At 72.0% G+C, this 19,661-nt stretch carries 20 protein-coding genes and 1 pseudogene; 6 read left to right on the top strand and 15 right to left on the bottom strand.

The genetic code is table 11. The features are described from left to right. Positions 1-126: 126 nt before the first annotated feature. Positions 127-429 carry a PLD nuclease N-terminal domain-containing protein gene (locus HHX41_RS19160; RefSeq protein ID WP_169980962.1) on the top strand — a complete coding sequence of 101 codons (303 nt, stop codon included), beginning with the start codon at positions 127-129 and terminating at the stop codon, positions 427-429. A gap of 109 nt (positions 430-538) precedes the next feature. On the opposite strand, the gene ccsB is transcribed toward HHX41_RS19160, so the two are convergent. From ccsB to HHX41_RS19130, 6 genes and pseudogenes are all read right to left on the bottom strand, one after another. Then, the gene (gene ccsB, locus HHX41_RS19155) at positions 539-1,522 is read right to left on the bottom strand and encodes a c-type cytochrome biogenesis protein CcsB (RefSeq protein WP_169980961.1); all 984 of its coding nucleotides are present in this window, start codon (positions 1,520-1,522) and stop codon (positions 539-541) included. A gap of 3 nt (positions 1,523-1,525) precedes the next feature. Continuing rightward, positions 1,526-3,271: a cytochrome c biogenesis protein ResB gene (locus tag HHX41_RS19150; protein ID WP_182907077.1), complete on the bottom strand. Its 1,746-nt coding sequence runs from the start codon at positions 3,269-3,271 to the stop codon at positions 1,526-1,528. Further along, on the bottom strand, positions 3,271-4,002 hold the full coding sequence (locus tag HHX41_RS19145; protein WP_169980957.1) for a cytochrome c biogenesis CcdA family protein: 732 nt from the start codon (positions 4,000-4,002) through the stop codon (positions 3,271-3,273). Before HHX41_RS19145 ends, HHX41_RS19150 begins: the two co-directional genes overlap by 1 nt. Then, positions 3,995-4,597: a TlpA family protein disulfide reductase gene (locus HHX41_RS19140; RefSeq protein WP_396703499.1), complete on the bottom strand. Its 603-nt coding sequence runs from the start codon at positions 4,595-4,597 to the stop codon at positions 3,995-3,997. Before HHX41_RS19140 ends, HHX41_RS19145 begins: the two co-directional genes overlap by 8 nt. A gap of 217 nt (positions 4,598-4,814) precedes the next feature. After that, positions 4,815-5,417 (bottom strand): annotated as a pseudogene (locus HHX41_RS19135) (histidine phosphatase family protein); the annotation flags it as partial. Positions 5,418-5,429: 12 nt separating this feature from the next. Continuing rightward, positions 5,430-6,338, bottom strand: a complete 909-nt coding sequence (locus tag HHX41_RS19130; RefSeq protein WP_169980953.1) for a LysR family transcriptional regulator — start codon at positions 6,336-6,338, stop codon at positions 5,430-5,432. Between the two features lie 204 nt (positions 6,339-6,542). Here HHX41_RS19130 and HHX41_RS19125 point away from each other — a divergent pair, with 204 nt between their 5' ends. Both HHX41_RS19125 and HHX41_RS19120 read left to right on the top strand, forming a co-directional pair. Further along, entirely contained in the window at positions 6,543-7,430 is an 888-nt protein-coding gene (locus tag HHX41_RS19125; RefSeq protein ID WP_182907075.1) for an EamA family transporter, read from the top strand. Between the two features lie 100 nt (positions 7,431-7,530). Beyond that, positions 7,531-8,127: a Uma2 family endonuclease gene (locus tag HHX41_RS19120; protein WP_310742064.1), complete on the top strand. Its 597-nt coding sequence runs from the start codon at positions 7,531-7,533 to the stop codon at positions 8,125-8,127. A 29-nt stretch (positions 8,128-8,156) separates the two neighbouring features. On the opposite strand, the gene HHX41_RS19115 is transcribed toward HHX41_RS19120, so the two are convergent. From HHX41_RS19115 to HHX41_RS19080, 8 genes are all read right to left on the bottom strand, one after another. Then, entirely contained in the window at positions 8,157-8,531 is a 375-nt protein-coding gene (locus tag HHX41_RS19115; RefSeq protein WP_182907074.1) for a LysR substrate-binding domain-containing protein, read from the bottom strand. A 92-nt stretch (positions 8,532-8,623) separates the two neighbouring features. Then, positions 8,624-9,940: a glutamate-1-semialdehyde 2,1-aminomutase gene (hemL, locus tag HHX41_RS19110; protein ID WP_182907073.1), complete on the bottom strand. Its 1,317-nt coding sequence runs from the start codon at positions 9,938-9,940 to the stop codon at positions 8,624-8,626. 24 nt (positions 9,941-9,964) lie between these two features. Next, positions 9,965-10,609, bottom strand: a complete 645-nt coding sequence (locus tag HHX41_RS19105) for a bifunctional DNA primase/polymerase (protein WP_169980947.1) — start codon at positions 10,607-10,609, stop codon at positions 9,965-9,967. A 119-nt stretch (positions 10,610-10,728) separates the two neighbouring features. Beyond that, positions 10,729-11,715, bottom strand: coding sequence for a porphobilinogen synthase (hemB, locus tag HHX41_RS19100; protein ID WP_182907271.1), 987 nt, complete (start codon positions 11,713-11,715; stop codon positions 10,729-10,731). Between the two features lie 68 nt (positions 11,716-11,783). Then, entirely contained in the window at positions 11,784-13,373 is a 1,590-nt protein-coding gene (locus HHX41_RS19095) for a uroporphyrinogen-III synthase (protein ID WP_169980945.1), read from the bottom strand. Continuing rightward, positions 13,370-14,242: a hydroxymethylbilane synthase gene (hemC, locus tag HHX41_RS19090; RefSeq protein ID WP_211591782.1), complete on the bottom strand. Its 873-nt coding sequence runs from the start codon at positions 14,240-14,242 to the stop codon at positions 13,370-13,372. Before hemC ends, HHX41_RS19095 begins: the two co-directional genes overlap by 4 nt. Positions 14,243-14,277: 35 nt before the next feature. Beyond that, positions 14,278-15,573, bottom strand: coding sequence for a glutamyl-tRNA reductase (locus HHX41_RS19085; protein ID WP_169980942.1), 1,296 nt, complete (start codon positions 15,571-15,573; stop codon positions 14,278-14,280). 25 nt (positions 15,574-15,598) lie between these two features. Beyond that, the gene (locus HHX41_RS19080; protein ID WP_169980940.1) at positions 15,599-16,297 is read right to left on the bottom strand and encodes a redox-sensing transcriptional repressor Rex; all 699 of its coding nucleotides are present in this window, start codon (positions 16,295-16,297) and stop codon (positions 15,599-15,601) included. A gap of 192 nt (positions 16,298-16,489) precedes the next feature. On the opposite strand from HHX41_RS19080, the gene HHX41_RS19075 reads away from it, so the two are divergent. Beyond that, positions 16,490-16,738 carry a glutaredoxin family protein gene (locus HHX41_RS19075; protein WP_169980938.1) on the top strand — a complete coding sequence of 83 codons (249 nt, stop codon included), beginning with the start codon at positions 16,490-16,492 and terminating at the stop codon, positions 16,736-16,738. Positions 16,739-16,754: 16 nt separating this feature from the next. On the opposite strand, the gene HHX41_RS19070 is transcribed toward HHX41_RS19075, so the two are convergent. Next, positions 16,755-18,380, bottom strand: a complete 1,626-nt coding sequence (locus tag HHX41_RS19070; protein ID WP_182907072.1) for a hypothetical protein — start codon at positions 18,378-18,380, stop codon at positions 16,755-16,757. A 181-nt stretch (positions 18,381-18,561) separates the two neighbouring features. On the opposite strand from HHX41_RS19070, the gene HHX41_RS19065 reads away from it, so the two are divergent. Together HHX41_RS19065 and HHX41_RS19060 are read left to right on the top strand one after the other, a co-directional pair. Then, positions 18,562-19,209 carry a sigma-70 family RNA polymerase sigma factor gene (locus HHX41_RS19065; RefSeq protein ID WP_169980934.1) on the top strand — a complete coding sequence of 216 codons (648 nt, stop codon included), beginning with the start codon at positions 18,562-18,564 and terminating at the stop codon, positions 19,207-19,209. Between the two features lie 157 nt (positions 19,210-19,366). Further along, a partial coding sequence (locus tag HHX41_RS19060) for a hypothetical protein (RefSeq protein ID WP_220504236.1) occupies positions 19,367-19,661 on the top strand: 295 nt, incomplete at its 3' end.

The raw sequence follows: 19,661 nt of genomic DNA, 5'->3' as shown, positions 1-19,661 counted from the left end.
CCATCGCACCCCTCAGTCAGGCTCCGCGTCCTCGTGCCGCGTACCGGTCCACCGTACGATGCCGGGCTGCCCCCGTCACCTCGAAGCCCGACCCGATCAGTGGCCGGCATGGCTTACCGTGTGGGCATGCCTAGCGTGATTATCGGCCTGGCGCTGCTTGCCCTCTGGCTCTACTGCCTCTTCGATGTGATCACGACCCCCGAGCAGGACGTGCGCAATCTCCCGAAGTTCCTGTGGGTCCTCATCGTGATCCTCCTGGCGGACATCGGTGCGCTGACCTGGCTCCTCGTGGGTCGCCCCCGCCGTCAGCACGCCGTGTACGCGGCGGGAAGCGGCGGGTGGGCCCAGAGCGGCGACGTGCCCCGCGGACCCGACGACGACCCCGAGTTCCTGCGCAGCCTCGATCGGCGCCTGCGCGACGAGGACTGACCCCGCACGAGACCGCACATGAGACCCCGCGCGACCCCCCCGCGCACCCCCTCGAACCTCCCGCCGGGAGTCCCCGCGTGAGACGAGACCTCCCGCCGCGAACGGCCCCTTACTTGGGCACGTCGGCGTAGGAGTGCAGTCCCGAGAAGAAGATGTTGACGCCGACCAGGTTGAACAGCAGGCAACCGAAGGCGACCAGCGAGATGATCATCACGGCCTTGCCGCGCCACCCGGCCGTCGCCCGGGCGTGGAGATAGGCGGCGTACACGACCCACGTGATGAACGCCCACACCTCCTTCGGGTCCCAGCCCCAGTAACGGCCCCACGCGCGGTCGGCCCACAGGGCGCCGGCGATGACGGCGAACGTCCAGATCGGGAAGGAGATGACGATCGCGCGGTGCGCGACGCGCTCCAGGCTCTCCCTGCTCGGCAGCACCGACGGGCGCCCGTCCCTGCGGATCAGGTAGAGGATCGCGCACACGCCCGCCACGATGAACAGCCCGCTCGCCACGATCGCCGCCGTGACGTGGATCGCGATCCAGTACGAGTGCAGCGCGGGCATCACCGGGCCCGCCTGGACGTGCAGGAACAGCACGGCGAAGCCCAGCCCGAGCGCCGCCGTCACGGTCACGAACGCGCCGAGGAAGCGGATCGGCTGACGGATCAGCAGCGCGAGGAACGCGGTCACGGCGGCGAAGCAGATGGCCACCACGAACTCGTACATGTTGGCCCACGGCCACCGGTCGACCGCGATGCCCCGGGTGATGATGCCGGCGAGGTTGCCGGCCCACGCGATCCAGGTGAGGACCACGCCGACGGTCCCCGCACGGACGGCCCACGCCGCCGGCTGCGAGCCTGAATCCTCCGTCGTGTCCCCGGTCGCGTCGCCGGTCGTGTCATCGGGCACCGCCGGACCGCCCGCGCCGACGAGCTCCCGCCGCCGGGCGGACACGACCGTGCGGGCCCGGCCGAAGGCGAGATCCAGCGCGAAGCAGATCATCGCGGCGAGATACAGCAGGACGGTGACCAGGATCAGCTGGTCGCTCAGCGTGGCGAGACTCTGGTTGACCGCTTGGGTTACCGGGGCGGGCATCACTCACTCCTCGTCCGGGCGGCCGCCCGGCGCAGCGTTTCCGGTGGGCGCGTCCGGCGTGGACGCCCCGGGCTCGGTCGTGGCGGGCTTGTCCTGCGTGGACGCTCCGCGCTCGGTCGTGGCGGGCTTGTCCGGCCCGGTCGCCTCCGGCCGCTCGGCCGGGGACCCGTCGGGCCCGCCGCGCAGGGCCGCGACGATCTGGGCGAACTCCTCGGCGAAGGCCGCGCCGCCGCCTTCGGTGCGGGCCAATCCTCCCACCGTGACCGTCCCGTCCTTCACCCGCACCCAGACGCGGCGACGGCGGACCGTGAGGGACAGCACGAGCCCGATCACCGCGGCGGCCGCGGCCAGCAGGGCGGGCTCCCGGCCGGGGTCGTAGGTGATCTGAAGGCTGATCCACTCCTTCACGCCGGTGAACTCGATCTTCCCGGCGCCGTCGGCGAGCTCCTTGGTCTCGCCCACGTTGAGCGGGGTCGGCTGGGCCGACATCTTCCCGAGTGGCTTCAGGTTCGTGGTGTCGAGCTGGTAGACCGACTGCGGCTGCCCCGACTTGAGGCCGAGGTCGCCGGCGAACGGGAAGATCTGCACGGTCGGGTTCGCGGCGCCGGGGAAGACCGACACCCACGTGTCGCCGTTCGGCACGGTCGTGGGCAGGAAGCGCGCCAGGAACCCGAGCTGGGTCGGCTGCGCGTCCGGCACCTTGATCACGCACTCGGACGTGTAGGTGGCCTGGTCGTCGGCCAGGCACGGCACCGGGCCGTCGTAGGCCACCTGGCCCTTGCCGTCGGTCACCCGGAACGTGGGCGCGTAGCCGTGCCCGATCAGGTAGGTCAGCGTGCCGTCCACGTCCAGCGGGTCGTTGACCTTGAGGTCCGCCTCGCGCGGCGCGGACGTCGGCGAGTCCTGGACGGTCAGCCTGGCGTGGTAGTCCAGCGGCTGGCCCTGCTTGTCCCCCGCGGCCACGTAGGTCGCCTGGAAGTCCTTGAGCGTGAAGGAGAACGGCTCCAGCGACTCGGCGTTGACCCGGCTGCCGGGCATGAAGCGGTCGTAGGCCGCCACCGCGTTGGAGAAGCCGTCGCCCTCCACGACCAGCACGTTGCCGCGGTAGCCGTACAGGCCTCCGGCGCCGACGGCGAACAGCAGCGCGAGCAGCGCCACGTGGAACAGGAGGTTGCCGGTCTCCCGGAGGTAGCCCTTCTCGGCCGCCACCCAGCCGTCGCCGGTGACCACGCGGAACCGCCTGCGCCTGAGCGTGGCGGCGGCCTGCTCCAGGGTGAGGCCGCCGTCGAGCGTCTCGCTGTGCGGCAGGCGCAGGAGGTTGCGCGGCGCGGCCGGCGGGCGGCGCCGGATCTCCTTCACGTGCGCCAGCGCGCGCGGGAACACGCATCCGGCCAGTGAGACGAACAGCAGCAGGTAGATCGCGGCGAACCAGGGCGAACTGAAGACGTCGAACAGCCAGAACCGGTCGAGCCACTCGGCCTGGGTGGGGTTGTCCTTGAAGTACTGCGCGACCCTGGCCGGGTCGACTCCCCTCTGCGGGTAGATGGAACCGGGGACCGAGCCGAGCGCGAACAGGAACAGCAGGATCAGCGCCGTGCGCATCGAGGTGAGCGTGCGCCAGGCCCAGCGCAGCCAGCCGACCGGTCCCAGGCCGACCGGCTTCGTCCGCTCCTGCGCCTGCTGCTCGGCCTGCTCCTGTGCCGCGGACTCGTCCCGTACGGCGGACGCGAGGTCGTCGGGGGCGCTCATCAGATCACCGGCCTGAAGCCGCCGACCCATACCTGCAGGTGGACGATGATCTCCGACCACTGCCCGGTCACGAGCAGCAGGCCGACCGCCACGAGCATGCCGCCGCCGACCCTGGTGATCAGCGGGGTGTGGCGGCGCACCGCCTTGAACGTGTGCAGCGCCTTGCGGTAGGCCAGCCCCGCCAGCACGAACGGCAGGCCGAGACCCAGCGCGTACGCGAAGGCGAGGGCGGCGCCGCGCAGCGCGCTGCCCTGGTTCACCGAGAGCGTCATCACCACCGCCAGCGTCGGGCCGATACACGGCGTCCAGCCGAGGCCGAAGACGACCCCGAGCAGTGGGGCCGTCGCGATCCCGGCCGCCGGAAGTTTGTGGATGCGCACGTCACGCTGGAGACCGGGGATCACTCCAACGAAGGCCAGCCCGAGGACGATCGTCACCACCCCGAGGACCCTGGTGATCACGTCGGCGTTGCCGTGCAGCGCCGCGCCGAGGCCGCCGAACAGCGCGCCTCCCAGCACGAACACGGCCGCGAACCCGAGCACGAAAAGCGCGCTGCCGAGCACCATCCGGCCGCGCTTCGGGTCGCCGCTCATGCCCGTGACGTACGACAGGTAGCCGGGGACCAGCGGCAGCACGCAGGGCGAGACGAACGACACGAGCCCGGCGACCGCGGCGATCGGCGCGGCCAGCAGCAGCGACCCGGTCGCGACGGTGCTGCCGAGGTCACTCATCGGTCACCTTGGTGACGGCCGAGAGCAGGTCGTCGTACTTGACCGCGCCGAGCGCGCGGGCGGCGATGCGGCCCTGGGCGTCGATGATCAGCGTGGAGGGGATGGCGGCGGGCGGCACCGTGCCCTGGAACTGCAGCAGCACCTTGCCGCTCTGGTCGTAGATGCTCGGGTAGCCGGGCTCGACCGAGCGGTCGTACGCCTGGGCGGAGGCCTTGAGGTCCTTGAAGTTGACCCCGAGGAACTCCACGCCCTTGGTCTTCGTGGTCGCCGCGATGTCCTTGAGCACGGGCGCCTCGGCACGGCAGGGCGCGCACCAGGAGGCCCAGAAGTTCAGCACGTGGACCTTGCCCGCGGTCAGCGTGGCCGTGCCGCCGTCGAGGGTCTGCCCCTCGACCACGGGAGCCTTGTGGCGCTGGGCGGCGGCGAAGAACTCGACGCGGCCGTCCCCCGCGATGAAGCGCGTGTCACCGGAGCGGGGCTGGGCCGCCTGGCCGCCCGCGCAGCCGGCGAGGGCCGTCGCGGCCGCGGCCGCGGCGGCGAGCGCGGTCAGACGCTTGACGGTCACGCGCGTGGCGGAAGGGCGCTTGGCGGACACGGGAGGAGATTCTCCTTGCACTACAACCGGTAGAGCTGTAAGCCTACCGAGCGATGCGGGTGCCCCGTTCGCCGGGTCACACGCCGGGGACGGATCGCGGGCCGGGCGTCTCCTCGTCCTCCGGACCGGCCTGCAGGACCTCCGGGAGCGCCTCGCCGGCCTTGTCGAACAGCGCGGCCTCGCCCTGCGGCTGCGTGCCGGACGCCCTGAGCAGCGCCCCGGCGGGTTCGCTGTAGCCGACGCTGATGAGCCGGTCGCCCTCGAAGGTCAGGCTGGTGAGGCTGGCGAGCGCGCACTGGCGGCGGCGCGGGTCGTGCCACAGCCGCCTGCCCTCGGCCGCCAGCCGGATGATCCAGATGGGCAGCTGGTGGCTGACCAGCAGGGCCTCGTGGCCGCGCGCCGCCGCCCGCGCGTCGTCCACGACGGCCTTCATGCGTGCCACGACGTCCCGGTACGGCTCGCCCCACGACGGACGGAACGGGTTCCTGAAGTGGCGGTAGGACCGCGGATCGCGGAAGACGTTGTCGCTGCCGGCCATCCGCAGGCCCTCGAAGACGTTGCCCGCCTCGATCAGCCGCTCGTCGGTGGCCACCTCCAGGCCGAGCACCTTGGCGGACGGCGCCGCGGTCTCCTGGGCGCGCTCCATGGGCGAGCTCCACACCGTGACGATGTCCCTGCCCTCGACGGCCTTGGCGACCACCTCGGCCATCCGCAGGCCGGTCTCGGACAGGTGGTAGCCCGGCAGCCTGCCGTACAGGACCCCACGGGGATTGTGAACCTCACCGTGCCGGAGCAGGTGAACGATGGTCATCTCTATCATGACCTGGACAGCCTACCCGCCGGGCAGCTCGGAGCACGCGGAGCGCAGCGCGTCGACGGCGGCGCGGATCGCGGGACGGCGGGCGGCGTCGGTCCGCCAGACCGCGTAGATCCGCCGCACCGGCGGCGGCTGGACGGCCAGGACGGCGACGCCCTCGGGCAGCGGTCCCCGGCCCAGCCGGGGGATCAGCGCGCAGCCGTGGCCCTCGGCGACCAGCGCGAGCTGGGTGGGGTACTCGTCGGCCATGCAGACGATCCGCGGTTCCCGCTCCTCGGAGCGCAGCAGGAACACCAGGAAGTCGTGACACACCGTGCCGGGGGTCGAGCTGATCCAGCTGTCGCCCGCGAGGTCGCTCAGCCGCACCCGGTCGGCGCGCACCAGGGGGTGATCGGCCGGCACGACGACGTCGGCCACGTCGTCGAGCAGCGTCGTACGCGACAGCCCCTCGGGCAGCGCCATCGGCCGGTTGAGCCAGTCCTGCAGGACGGCGAGGTCGAGGTCGCCGCGCACCAGCTCGCGGGTCTGCCGCTCCGGTTCCCTCTCGTAGACGAGCAGGTCGAGATCGGGGTGCTGTCTCTTGAGCGCAGTCAGGGCGCGCGGCACGATGCCACGGGCCGCGGTGGGGAAGGCGGCCATGTTCAGCTTGCCGACCACCGCCCCGCGCAGCGCCTCGAAGTCGGCCTCCGCCGTCTCCACGAGCGCGAGGATGCGCTCGGCGTGGTCGGCGAGCAGCCCGGCGGCGTCGGTCAGCTTCACCCCGCGCCCGTTGCGCTCGATCAGGACGGCGCCGGTCTCCCGTTCGAGCTTGGCGAGCTGCTGGGAGATCGCCGAGGGGGTGACCATGAGCGCTTCGGCCGCGGCGCCCACGGAGCCGTACACCGCGACGGCGTGCAGGGCCTTCAACCGGTTGAGGTCCAACATGTAGCCAGTCTAAACCGTTCTGCTTAGAAAAACTTGTTTGCGCTCAACTGTTTAGCGATGCGACGATATAGGCATGCGAATCTTCAACCGACTCTTCACGAAGCCCGTCCGTTCCGAGCAGACGTCCTATCTCGAGACCCTGGCCAGGCAGGCCAGGCAGAGCCGCGACCGCCACCCCTCGCGCTGATCGCCGCATCCTGATCCATGCGGCCCCGCCACCTGGCTCTCGCCGTCGCGCTCGCCGCCGTCTGGGGCTTCAACTTCGTCGTCATGCAGACGGGCCTGAAGCACTATCCGCCGCTGACGTACGCCGCCCTCCGGTTTCTGCTGGCCGCCTTCCCCGCCGTGCTGGTCGCCGGAGGGCCGCGCGTGCCCTGGCGGTGGGTGCTGGCCACCGGCGCGTCGCTCGGCGTCGCCCAGTACGGCCTGCTGCTGCTCGGCATGCGCGCCGGCATGCCCGCCGGGCTGACCTCCCTGGTCCTCCAGGTGCAGGCGGTCTTCACCGCGCTGTTCGCGACCGCCCTGCTGGGCGAGCGGCTCGGGCGGCGCCGGATCGCCGGGACGGCGGTGGCCTTCGGCGGACTGGGCCTGATCGCGGCCGACGTGGTCGCGAGGTCGGGGGCGATCCCCTTCGGCGCGTTCCTGCTGTGCGTCGGCGCGGCGGCCGGGTGGGGGCTCGGCAACGTCGCCACCCGCAGGGCCGCACCGCCCGACTCCCTGCGGTTCATGGTCTGGGTGAGCGCGGTGTCGGCGCCGCCCCTGCTGGCGCTGGCCCTGGCGACCGAGGGGCCGTCCTCACTGGGGTCGTTCACGGCCGAGGGCGTGGGTGCCGTGCTCTACACCGCGTTCCTGTCCACCCTGGGCGGCTTCGCCGTCTGGGGGTGGCTGCTGGCCCGCTACGACGCCTCGGTCGTCGCGCCGTACAGCCTGCTCGTGCCGGTCTTCGGCATCGCCGCCGCCGCACTGTTCACCGGCGAGCCGGTCTCTCTCCTCACGGTCGCCGCGGGCGCCCTCATCCTCGCCGGCCTCCTGTTCGCCAACTCCCGCCCCCGTACGGCCCTCGCGAGACCCCCCGTCCCCGCCTCTCCCTGATCCTCGCCCTCGCACGTCAATCGGGAGAGAATGGGTAAGGGTCACGAGATTGAGTGGAACGGCTACCGTGAGTGACGAGGATGACACTGAAGTGCACGACGTGAGCAGCGCACTCGAGTACTGGCCGGCGCCGCCTCCCTGGGGGTGGACCGCGGACGACCTCGATCATCTGCCCTATGAGGGCCCGAACGGCGAGCCCGACTTCTTCAAACACGTCGAACTGATCGATGGAGCACTCGTCTTCATGTCCCCCCAGCGGCGGTTCCACGAGCGGCTCATCCGCGGCTTGACAGAACGGCTCGACGCGGAGGCCCCCACGCACTTGGCAGCCGTTCAGCAGATGGACGTCAAGCTGGGGGAACGGACGCGGCCCTGCTCGGATGTGATGGTCATCGACGCCGAGGCCGCAGCGGACAATGCACGCACTTTTTACCGGGCGCGAGAGGTCCATCTCGTGATCGAGATCGTCTCCCCGGAGTCGGTGGAACGCGATCGCAAGCTCAAGCCGCTGCGGTACGCCGAGGCGGGCATCCCGCACTTCTGGCGGGTGGAGGAGAACGACGAGCGTCCCGTCGTCTACGTGTACGAACGGGACCCCGCCACGGGCGCGTACACGCCGACCGGGATCCACCACGGGCGCCTGGCGGTACAGGTGCCCTTCCCCGTCGAGGTGGATCTCGATCAGCTGGTGAAGTGAGGCCCGGAAGGCGGCGCCATTCGGGAGGCTCAGCCGCTTTCCGCCTGATCGGCGCGTAGCAGCTCGAGGAAGGCCGTGGCCGCCGGCGACGGCCGGTCTCCCCAGACCAGGTGCTCCACCCGCGTCGGAGCGTCGCGAAGACGGATCACACGCAGGTCGGGAAAGCGCGGCGCGTACGCGGCCGGCAGCATGCCCACGCCGAGCCCCTGACGCACCAGATCGACCATGAACCCGGCGGACGACACCTCGAAGGGCACCTCACGCCGCACGCCCGCCACATCACCCAGGCCGCCGCGCCCGGCACCTTCGGAGCCGCGATGTCGCTCAACACCATGGCCTACAACACGTCCATCGCGCTCGGGGCGCTTTTCGGCGGGCTGTTCGTCGACCACCTGGGCCGTCACGAGTGTCGTCTGGTACGGCCTGGCGCTGACGGCGGCTTCGCTGCTCCTCGTGCTCGGCGCCCGTCGGACGCCGAGCACGAGGCTGAAGTGACTCAGACGCCGGCGGCCTGAGCGGCGGCCTTGGCGGCCAGGGGCAGGGCCTCGGCCACCTGCGTGAGCGCCGCGTCGTCGTGGGCGGCCGACAGGAACCACGCCTCGTACGCCGACGGCGGCAGATAGACGCCCTGGTCGAGCATGCTGTGGAAGAACGCGCGGTACGCGTCGGCGTTCTGGGTGCGCGCGGAGTCGAAGTCGGTGACCGGGGTGTCGGTGAAGAAGATCGAGAAGAGGTTCCCGGCCCGCTGGAGGCGGTGCGGGACCCCGGCGGCGGCCAGCGCGTCGGAGGCGGCCCGGCCGATGACCAGGGCGGACGCGTCGATCCGGTCGTACGCGTCGTCGTCGCAGGCGCGCAGCGTGGCCAGCCCGGCCGCGCAGGCGAGCGGGTTGCCCGACAGCGTGCCGGCCTGGTAGACGGGCCCCTCGGGGGCGAGCGCGGCCATGACCTCCGCCCGGCCGCCGAACGCGGCGGCGGGCAGCCCGCCACCCATGACCTTGCCGAACGTCATGAGGTCGGCCTCGACGGGGTCGATGCCGTACCAGCCGGAGGCGGACACGCGGAACCCGGTCAGCACCTCGTCGATGATCAGCAGCGCGCCGTGCTCGGTGCACAGCTCGCGCAGGCGACGGTTGAAGCCCTCGGCGGGCGGCACCACGCCCATGTTGGCCGGGCACGCCTCGGTGATCACGCAGGCGATCTCGAAACTGCGGAACGCCTCCTCGACCGCCTCCACCGAGTTGTACGGCAGGACGATCGTGTCGGCGGCCGAGGCGCCGGTGACGCCGGGGGTGTCGGGCAGGCCGAAGGTGACGACCCCGGACCCGGCCGAGGCCAGCAGCGCGTCCACGTGCCCGTGGTAGCAGCCGGCGAACTTCACGACCTTCGCCCGCCCGGTGAACCCGCGGGCCAGCCGTACGGCGGACATGGTCGCCTCGGTGCCGGAGCTGACCAGGCGGACCTTCTCGACGGGGGCCACCCGGGAGACGATCTCCTCGGCGAGCAGGACCTCTCCCTCGGTCGCGGTGCCGAACGAGAAGCCGCGCGCGACGGCCTCCTCCAGGGCCGCCACGACGGCGGGGTGGCGGTGGCCGAGGATCATCGGGCCCCAGGAGCACACGAGGTCGACGTAGCGGTTGCCGTCCACGTCGGTGATGTACGGCCCCTCGCCGGAGGCCATGAAGCGGGGCGTGCCGCCCACGGCGCCGAAGGCGCGCACCGGCGAGTTGACGCCGCCGGGAACGATCCGGCGGGCGCGGTCGAACAGGTCCTCGGAGGTCTGCGTGCGAGTCACGCCCTCCAGATTACGGGCCATCCGGTCCGGGGCCCGTACCGGGAACTACTCGCAGAAGTCGGCGAGCAGGTCGAGCACGCGCAGCGGGTCGGGCAGCGGACGGCCGTCAGGGGGCCTGATCCAGCTCACGACCCCGCCCACGGGCGTGGTGGACGGCGGCGCGAGCACGTAGCTGTCCCGGCAGTGCCAGCGCAGTCCCGGCGTGCTGTCGATCGTCTCGGGTCCCGCGTCCAGGCTGCAGGACCACCACTCGTCCTCGTCCTCGGGCGCCCCTCGCGTGGCCACGAAAAAAAGCACCCGGTCGCCGTTCTCGGCGACCGGGCCCGTGTCGAAGCCTGCGGCGTCCATCGCGGCCAGGGCGGGACGGCCCGCCGAGGCCGGTACGTCGAACACGTCGAACACCCTGCCGGTGGGCAGGATCACGTTCGCGTCCGGATCCTGCTTCCACCACCGCGTGAGCAGCGCGGTGTCCGTCGTGGCCTGCATCTGCCACGCGGGCGACAGCGGGTGCATCCCGGGGTCGGGACAGCCGACCCGGTCACAGGAGCACGCCCTGCCCCCCTCGCTCAGCGGATGCGCGCCCATACAGCTCGCCCAGCCCAGTTGTGCGTATTCGAGCACCGACGTCAACTTCCGCGGCGCGTGATGCGCACGCCGTTTCGCACGTCGGGCCAGCGGTACCCCCACCATGGCGCTCCTCCCCACAAGCGTCCCCGCCGCCCTCCTGCGGATACGCAAGATGCACGCGGTACGTACCTGATAATGCCTTCTGGCCGGTCGCGGCGCGGCAGGACCCCCCTGATGAGGTGTCAGGATAGTCCGCGGGCGACCTCGGTGGCCCAGTAGGTGAGGATCATGCCGGCTCCGGCGCGGCGGATCGCGATCAGCGATTCCATGATCACTCGCTCCCGGTCGATCCAGCCGTTGGCCGCGGCCGCCTCGACCATCGCGTACTCGCCACTGACCTGGTAGGCCGCGACCGGCACCTCCACGGTGTCGCGCACCTGCCGCAGGATGTCCAGATATGCCAGGGCCGGCTTGACCATGACGGCGTCCGCGCCCTCGGCCAGGTCGAGGCGCACCTCGCGCAGCGCCTCGCCGATCGGGCCGGCCGGGTCCTGCTGGTAGGCGCTGCGGTCGCCGAACTGCGGCGCGCACTCCGCGGCGTCGCGGAACGGCCCGTAGAACCCGGAGGCGTACTTGGCGGCGTACGCCATGATCGGGACCTCGGCGAAGCCCTCGGCGTCGAGGGCCGCGCGGATGGCGCCCACCTGGCCGTCCATCATGCCGCTCGGCGCGATCATCCTGCTGCCGGCCACCGCCTGCGCGACCGCGGCCGACGCGTACCGCTCCAGCGTCGCGTCGTTGTCCACCTCGCCGTCGGCCGTCAGCAGGCCGCAGTGGCCGTGGTCGGTGTACTCGTCCAGGCAGGTGTCGGTCATCAGCACGAGCGCGTCGCCCAGGTCGGAGGCGAGGTCGCGCAGCGCCACCTGGACGATGCCGTCGGGGTCGTCGGCGCCGGAGCCCCGGGCGTCCTTGTGCGCCGGGATCCCGAACAGCATGATCCCGCCCACGCCGGCCTCGGCCGCCTCGTGGGCCGCCTTGCGCAGCGACTCGCGGGTGTGCTGGACGACCCCGGGCATGGAGCTCACCGGCTGCGGCTCGGCGATGCCCTCCTTGACGAACATCGGCAGGATGAGCTCGGCCGGGTGCAGCCGCGTCCCCGCGACCATCCGGCGCATCGCGGCGGTACGGCGCAGCCGCCGGGGCCGTGCCACCGGGTATTGGGCGTTCACAATGGTCTCCCCGCTCGTGATCGCGCCGGCCCGCGGGATCGTCTCCCGCGGGCCGTACGCGATCTGGTTCATTTCACGCGCCGTCGTGCGCCCCTGCGCATCTGGGACGGCCGGCGGGGCACCTCGCCCGCCGAGACCGCGGCGTGCCGCATCTTCGCACCGTAGTCCGCCAGCGCGGCCGCGAGAGCCGAAGCGGACGGGTGGTCGGCCATCACGTCGACCCGCAGGCCGAACTCCTCGGCCGTCTTGGCCGTCTGCGGCCCGATGACCGCGATCACCGTGACGTTGTGCGGCTTGCCGGCGATGCCGACGAGGTTCCGCACGGTCGAGGACGAGGTGAACAGCACGGCGTCGAACCCGCCGCCCTTGATCGCCTCGCGAATCGGGGCCGGCGGCGGCGCGGCGCGCACGGTCCGGTAGGCCGTCACGTCGTCGCACTCCCAGCCGAGCTGGGTCAGGCCCGCCACCAGCGTCTCGGTCGCGATGTCGGCCCGCGGCAGCAGCACCCGGTTGATCGGGTCGAGCATCGAGTCGTACGGCGGCCACTCGGCCAGCAGGCCCTCGGACGACTGCTCGCCCGTCGGCATGAGGTCGGGCTTCACGCCGAACTCCACCAGCGCCCGCGAGGTGGCCTCGCCCACGGCGGCGACCTTGAGCCCGGCGAAGGCCCGGGCGTCCAGGCCGTACTCCTCGAACTTCTCGCGCACCGCCTTGACCGCGTTGGCGCTGGTGAAGGCGACCCACTCGTAGCGGCCCGTGACCAGGCCCTTGATGGCGCGGTCCATCTGCTGCGGCGTGCGCGGCGGCTCGACGGAGATCGTCGGCACCTCCTCGGGCACCGCGCCGTACGAGCGCAGCTGCTCCGACAGGCCCTTGGACTGCTCCTTGGTGCGCGGCACGAGGACCCGCCAGCCGAACAGCGACTTGGTCTCGAACCAGGACAGGCGCTCGCGCATGCCGACCGCGTCGCCGACCACGATGAGCGCGGGCTCGGTCATCCCGGCGTGCTTGAGGTCGGGACCGAGCCGCCCGAGCGTGGAGACCACCGTGTACTGCTCGGTGGTCGTGCCGTCGCTGGTCACCGCCACCGGTGTCGAGTCGGGCTTGCCGCCGGCGATCAGCGCCTTGCCGATCGGGACGGCGTCCGCGACGCCGTTGTAGATCACCAGCGTGCCCTCGCACGCGGCGTGCTTCGCCCAGTCGTCCACCTGCGCGGCGTCCACGATCCGGAACTCCGGCACCGACGCCGCCGGCGGGATGCCGGCGTAGGTCAGCACGGCAGTGGCGGGCGGCACGCCCGGCACGATCTCGAAGTCCACGTCCGCCTTGGCGCAGGCGGCCACCTCGTCGGTGACCGAGGAGAAGAAGGACGGGTCGCCCGAGCACAGCCGCACGACCGTGCGGCCCGCCTTGGCGGCCTGGATGGTCTTCAGCGACACCGAGTTCTCCGCCGCGTCGGCGGAGATGTCGACGACCTCCGCGTCCTCGCGGCAGTGGCGCAGCAGCGCGCCGTACGCCTGCCGGTCGAGCACGACGACGTCCGCTCTGCCCAGCAGGTCGGCGCCGCGCAACGTGAGCAGGTTCTCGTCACCGGGGCCGGCGCCGACGAAGGCGACGAACCCGGACCGGGTCTGAGTGCTGTGATTCGCGGGGCTCAACGGGCCTGCTCCCCCATCAACGTGTCGGCCCCCTCGGCGATCATGGCTGCCGCGAGATCGCGGCCCATCTCCACGGCCGTCGAAGTGGGTCCGGAGGTGGACTTGCGCACCGACCGTGCGCCGTCGACGCCGACGACGGTGGCGGTCAGATTGAGAATGTGCCCGTCACCGGAGGCGAAAGCACCTACCGGGGCCGCGCAACCGGCCTCGAGGGCGGCGAGCACCGAGCGCTCGGCGTCCACCGCGGCCCGCGTCGGCGGGTCGTCGACGGCGTTCAGCAGCTCGATGAGGTCGTCGCGGTCGGACAGGCACTCGACGGCGAGGGCACCCTGCCCGGGAGCGGGCAGCATCTCGTCGACCTCGAACACCTGGGCGATCTCCCCGTCGCGGCGGATCCTGACCAGCCCTGCGGCGGCCAGCACGATGGCGTCGAGCTCGCCCGACGTCACCTTGCCGATGCGGGTCTCCGCGTTGCCCCTGATGGGGACGTACTCGAGATCCGGCCGGAGCAGCCGCAGCTGGGCCACCCGGCGCGGCGAGCCGGTGCCGATGCGGGCCCCGGCGGGCAGGTCGTGCAGCTTGACCGGGCCGACGAGCGCGTCGCGCGGGTCGTCCCGCCGCGTGATCGCCGCCATCGCGATCCGCTCGTCCGGCTTGGTCGGCAGGTCCTTCAGCGAGTGGACCGCGAAGTCGACCTCGCCCGCGAGCAGCCTGCCGCGCAGGTCGTTCACGAACACGCCGGTGCCGCCGAGCTGGGTCAGATGGGCCCGGGACACGTCACCGAACGTGGTGACCCCGACCAGCTCCACCTCCCGGCCGGTCAGCGCGGTCAGCCGGTCGGCGACGATCTGCGACTGCGAGGTCGCCATCAGGCTCTTGCGGGTGCCGAGCCGCAGGGGGACGGTCACTGTTCCACCTCCAGGCTCGCAACGGCATCGGGCGTCTTCGGGTCGAGGCCGAACAGCTCGCGCAGCGCCTCCGCGTACTGGTCGCCGCCCGGTGAGGCGGCCAGCCGCTTGACCCGTACGGTCGGTTCGTGGAGCAGCTTGTCCACGACCCGCCGCACAGTCTGGGTGATCTCGTCGCGCATCCGCCCGTCGATGTCCGGCAGGCGGGACAGCAGCCGGCCCATCTCGGCCTCGACGACCCCGGCGGCCTTGCTGCGCAGGGCCACGACCGTCGGGGTGACGAGCGCGGCGCGCGCCGCGTCGAGGTAGGCGGTGACCTCCTCGGCCACGATGCGCCTGACCTCGCAGATCGCCTCGGCCCGGCCGCCGTCGGAGACGTCGCCCACGCCGTCCTGCTGCATCGACTTCAGGTCGACCAGCGTCACGCCGGGCAGGGCCCGTACGCCGGGGTCCACGTCGTGCGGCAGCGCGAGGTCGAGGAGGAACAGCGGGCGCTCGCGGTCCCCGATCATCTCGGGGGTGACGGTGCGGGTCCCGGCGCCGATGCAGGAGATGACCAGGTCGGCCTCCGCCAGCTCGGCGGGGACGTCGGCCAGGTCTGCGGCCCGGCCGCCGACCGTCTCGGCGAGCCGTTCTGCCCGCTCGCGGGTGCGGTTGGCGATGACGACGTCGGTCACGCCCGCGCGGGACAGCGTCGCGGTGGACAGCGAGCTCATCGAGCCCGCGCCCACGACCAGGGCGCGCCGGCCGGTGATCGGGCCGAGCACCCGCTCGGCGAGCGTCAGCCCCACCCCGACCAGGGACGCGCCGGCGCGGTCGATGCTTGTGTCGGCGTGCGCGCGCTTGCCCACGCGCAGCGCGTGCTGGGCCAGCTCGTTGAGCGTGGTCCCGGCCGTGCCCTCCTCCTGCGCCAGGCGCAGCGCGCCGCGGATCTGGCCGAGGATCTGCCCCTCGCCGATCACCATGGAGTCGAGCCCGCAGGCGACGGTGAACAGGTGCTGGACCGCGCGGTCCTCGTAGTGCACGTACAGGTGCCGCGCGAGCATCTCCTGCGGGAGGCCCGAGTGCGCGGCGAGCATGTTCGTCACCGCGGTGACGCCGCCGTGGAAACGGTCGACGACGGCGTAGACCTCGACGCGGTTGCACGTCGAGACGACCAGCGCCTCGGACACGTTCTCGTCCGCCTGCACGTCGTGCAGCAGCTTGACGAGCGCGTCCCCGCTGACCGTGACACGTTCGAGCAGCGCGACCGGTGTGGTCCGGTGGCTCAGGCCGACGACGAGGACACTCATGAGCTCGCTCCGATCGATGGCTCACTCACATGACCACCCCGTCCGGCCACTCCTCGGCCATGATGGGCCCTCCATTAGCCTTGCGCTGCTCGTGGAACGCAAGTATCTGCAGTTCGATGGATAAATCGACTTTACGGACGTCCACGCCGTCAGGCACAGCCAGGACGACGGGGGCGAAGTTCAAAATACTGGTGACACCGGCCGCGATGACACGGTCGCAAACCTGCTGCGCCGCCGTGGCGGGGGTGGCGATCACCACGATCGACACCCCGCGCTTCTGGATCACCGACTCCAGCTCGTCCGTGTGCTCGACGACGAGACCGGCGATCCGGTCGCCCACGACGTGCGGATCCGCGTCGAGCAGGCCGGCGATCCGGAACCCGCGGGAGGCGAACCCGCCGTAGTTGGCCAGCGCCCGGCCGAGGTTTCCCACGCCCACGATGGCCACTGCCCAGTCCTGAGTGAGACCAAGCTCACGCGATATCTGGTAGATGAGGTACTGCACGTCGTAGCCCACGCCCCGGGTGCCGTATGACCCGAGGTGCGACAGGTCCTTGCGGAGCTTGGCGGAGTTCACCCCGGCGGCGAGCGCCAGGTCCTCCGAGCTCACCGTCGCCGTGCCGCGCTCGGCCATCCCGTTGAGCGCGCGCAGATAGAGCGGCAACCTCGCCACCGTGGCGTCGGGAATGCCGCGGTCGCGGGCCTGCGGGATACGGCGGATCACTTGCCGGGGCTCCAGGGGGACGGACGGCCGGTTACGCCCCCGGCCGCACAGCGGATGCGACGGATGAATACCAGGTTAGTGCCTTTGTGAAGCGATGCACAAAGTGATCGTGCGCTGCTCCCACGTTCCAAGGGTCGCAGGAGGGGACGCCGGTCTCCATTCCGGGCCACGAGGATCGCAATAATCGAGAGCATGGCTCCTCGAGATCACCGGATCACACTGCTCGGCAAGCCCGGCTGCCATCTGTGCGACGACGCCCGCGCGGTGATCGAGCGCGTGGCCGCGGAGCTGGGCGTTCCCTGGGAGGAACGCGACATCACCGCCTCGCCCGAGGACCAGGCGGAGTACTGGGAGATGATCCCCGTCGTGCTGATCGACGGCGTGCAGCACGACTACTGGCGGGTGAACGAGAACCGGCTCCGCGAGGCCCTCACCCGCTGACCCCGTCCGGGAGGGGTCACAGGATCTGGCGGGTGGGGAGGGGGACCACCTTGGCGGCGTTGACGCTGAGCTCGATGACGTTGGCCGCCAGCACGTACCTCACCCGCTCGGTCGCGAACCGCTCCATGTGCGGCTGGCGCTGGTGCTCGCCGTAGCCCACCTCGTCCCGGTAGAGCTCGTAGACGATGCGCTGGAGCGGCGCCGACTTGACGCCGTGGCAGACGAACAGCAGCGTGTCGGGTTCGTTGCGCTGGACGGCCTCCACCGTCTCCTCGGCCAGTTTGTCGAACGCCTCGCCCGAGCCGTCGAGCAGCGTGAAGACGGTCAGCAGGCCGTAGATGCCGGGGGCCGGCTTCACCGAGCCCCCCTGACCGGCGGGCCGGCCCGCCGGCCGGTCCCCCTGCCCGTCGCCCGGGCGGTTCATGGGCGGCCGGGACCTGCCGCCGAACCCCACGCCGAAGCTCGCCGCGAGGTCGGCCGGGTCGGGGACCTCCGCCCCGGGGTAGAGGGCCCCCGTGGCGGGCATCGCCCGGTCGGGCTCGGCCGGAGACGCCGCGGGCATGCCGTACTCGGGCCGGTGGGGCTGGCCGTACTGGTCGGCGGCGAGAAGCTGGCCGGTCGCGGGCCCGCCGAAGTCGTCGGCGGACGGGCGGCCGTCGGAGGGCCGCATGCGGGCGGCGTAGTCGACCTCGCCCTGCTCCCCCGCCCGGTATTCGGCCACCAGGTCGCCGAGCCCGGATCGGCGCGGCGCTCCCGGCCCCCCGGCCGCTCCCGGCACACCCCGCGCTCCGGGAACCCCTGGCGGAACCGCGCCGGGCCCTGCGGAGCGGCCTCCAGCCCCGCGCGGCGGCGCGGGCGGCCCGGAGGGCGCGGAGGGCACACGGGTCTCGGCGCGCAGGGCGTTGTCGGCCCGGCCGCCGCGCCGTCCCTGCCACTCCTCCTCGGGAGCCTCGTCGTCCTCGTCCTCGTCGTCGTACGGCGCGAGCGGACGGGCCACGGCGTACCAGACGCCGCCGGCGGAGGCGGCCAGCACCACGACGACGACCAGCCCCGGGAGCCCGAATTCGAGTACGCCCGAGATCGCCATGCCCGCCGGGGCGAGCACGACGGTCGCGTTCATGTTGTCGACGTCGTAGTCGTCGCCGTCACGCCAGGCCAGCAGCGCCATGGCGAGGCAGAGCAGGAGCAGGAAGACCACCAGGCCGTGGACGCCCCGCAGCAGCCACTCCGGCCACAGGTCCCAGTGGGCCGGCCCGTCGGGCAGCGACTTGCCGAACCCGGCGGTGACGACGGGGTCGAGCACCATGATGACCGTGCCCACGACGGTGAGCGCGGCGCCGAGGAGCCAGCCGGCGAAGCGGGCGCCGCCCTTCTCCGACAGGAGCTGGATGACGCCGATCGTCAGCCACAGCGGCGCCAGCAGCGACCCGGTGATCTGGTACGCCCGGAACGTCACGGGTCCGAAACCGGTGAGGTGACCGACGGCGATGGCGCCGAGCGACAACGCCAGCGCGCCCGTGGCGATGCTCCACGCGATCAGCCAACCGGCCGGCTCGTCACGGAGACGCCCGACGAGGACGCCGGTGGTGATGCCGGCGAGCAGGGCGCCGGCGAACGCGAGGAGTGCGACGAGGACTTCCATGGTGGCACCCATGCTGCCGGACATCGGCTCATCACCGGTAGCCGGTCGCCCTGTACGGGAATGTCACCACCCGCGTCTCCTCACCCGAACGCGATTCCTCCACCCGAACGGATTGTGTTATCTCCCGTTGATTTCTAGAGTGTTCGAGCACGCCGACTCCCCTTCCCCCATGGGATAACGGATGCCGAATACGTGGCCGTTGGCCGGGCTGTCCCCTCCGGCCGCCGCAGGAGCAGCGCAATCCGCACGCTCCGCCGGTCTCTCCGACCGCGAGCACGAGTACGACGAGATGCGAAGCCTCGTGCTGCGCGCCAAGACCGGCGACAGCGAGGCGTTCGGCATGCTCTACGACCACTACCTGGAGCTGGTCTACCGGTACGTCTACTTCCGGGTCGGCAGCCACGCGCTGGCCGAGGACCTGACGAGCGAGACGTTCCTGCGGGCGCTGCGGGGCATCGCCGAGTTCACCTGGCAGGGCCGCGACTTCGGCGCCTGGCTGGTCACGATCGCCCGCAACCTCGTCACCGACCACTTCAAGTCGGGCCGCAACCGTCTTGAGGTGACCACCGCCGAGATACTCGACACGCCCCTGGACGGCCCGCACATCCCCGAGAACGCGGTCGTCGCGAACATGGTCAACGAGCGGGTCATGCAGGCGATCAAGCAACTCGGCGCGGAGCAGCAGGAATGCGTGATCCTGCGCTTCCTGCACGGGATGTCGCTCGCCGAGACGGCGAAGATCATGGGCAAGAAGTCCGGGGCGATCAAGGCGCTGCAGTTCCGGGCGATCAAGGCGCTCGCCCGGGCGCTTCCCGACGATCTCGGCTGAGATCCCCGTAACCATTACCCATACCCCATCGTTGGGCATGTGACAGGTCGGATCTTCAGGCGGGGTCCGCGGGCCGGCCGGGAGGCGGCGAACGCCTCCCAGCGGCTCAGCGCGCGGATCTCCGCCGGGCGTCAAGCGGGGGATGGCGGGAGCGGTGATGGGCTGGTGGCGACCCTCGCGCCGGGCGGGCGGCGGGTCGAAGAGCCGCACCCGCGGCGTCCCCGGCCACCGGGGTCCGTTCCGCCGTAAGCCGCCGGCCCGCACCCGGGGGGCCGTCGCGCGCCTGGTGGGCCTGCGCTCCCGGCTGAGCGGCGACCCGAGGCCGGAGTTCCGCGAGAGGCTGCGTGCCGAGCTGATGCGCGCCCACGCCGCCGAGCGCGCCGCGGGCAGGCACGCGGCGCCGCCCGCCGCCGGGCCCCCGCGGCCGCGGCCCCGCCGGTCAGATCGGAAGA

The sequence above is a fragment of the Microbispora sp. H13382 genome, from assembly GCF_014161445.1.
In the GTDB taxonomy this organism is placed as follows: Bacteria; Actinomycetota; Actinomycetes; order Streptosporangiales; family Streptosporangiaceae; genus Microbispora.
The sequence above is the reverse complement of the archived record's forward strand: the minus strand, read 5'-3'. Positions and strand labels throughout refer to the sequence as shown.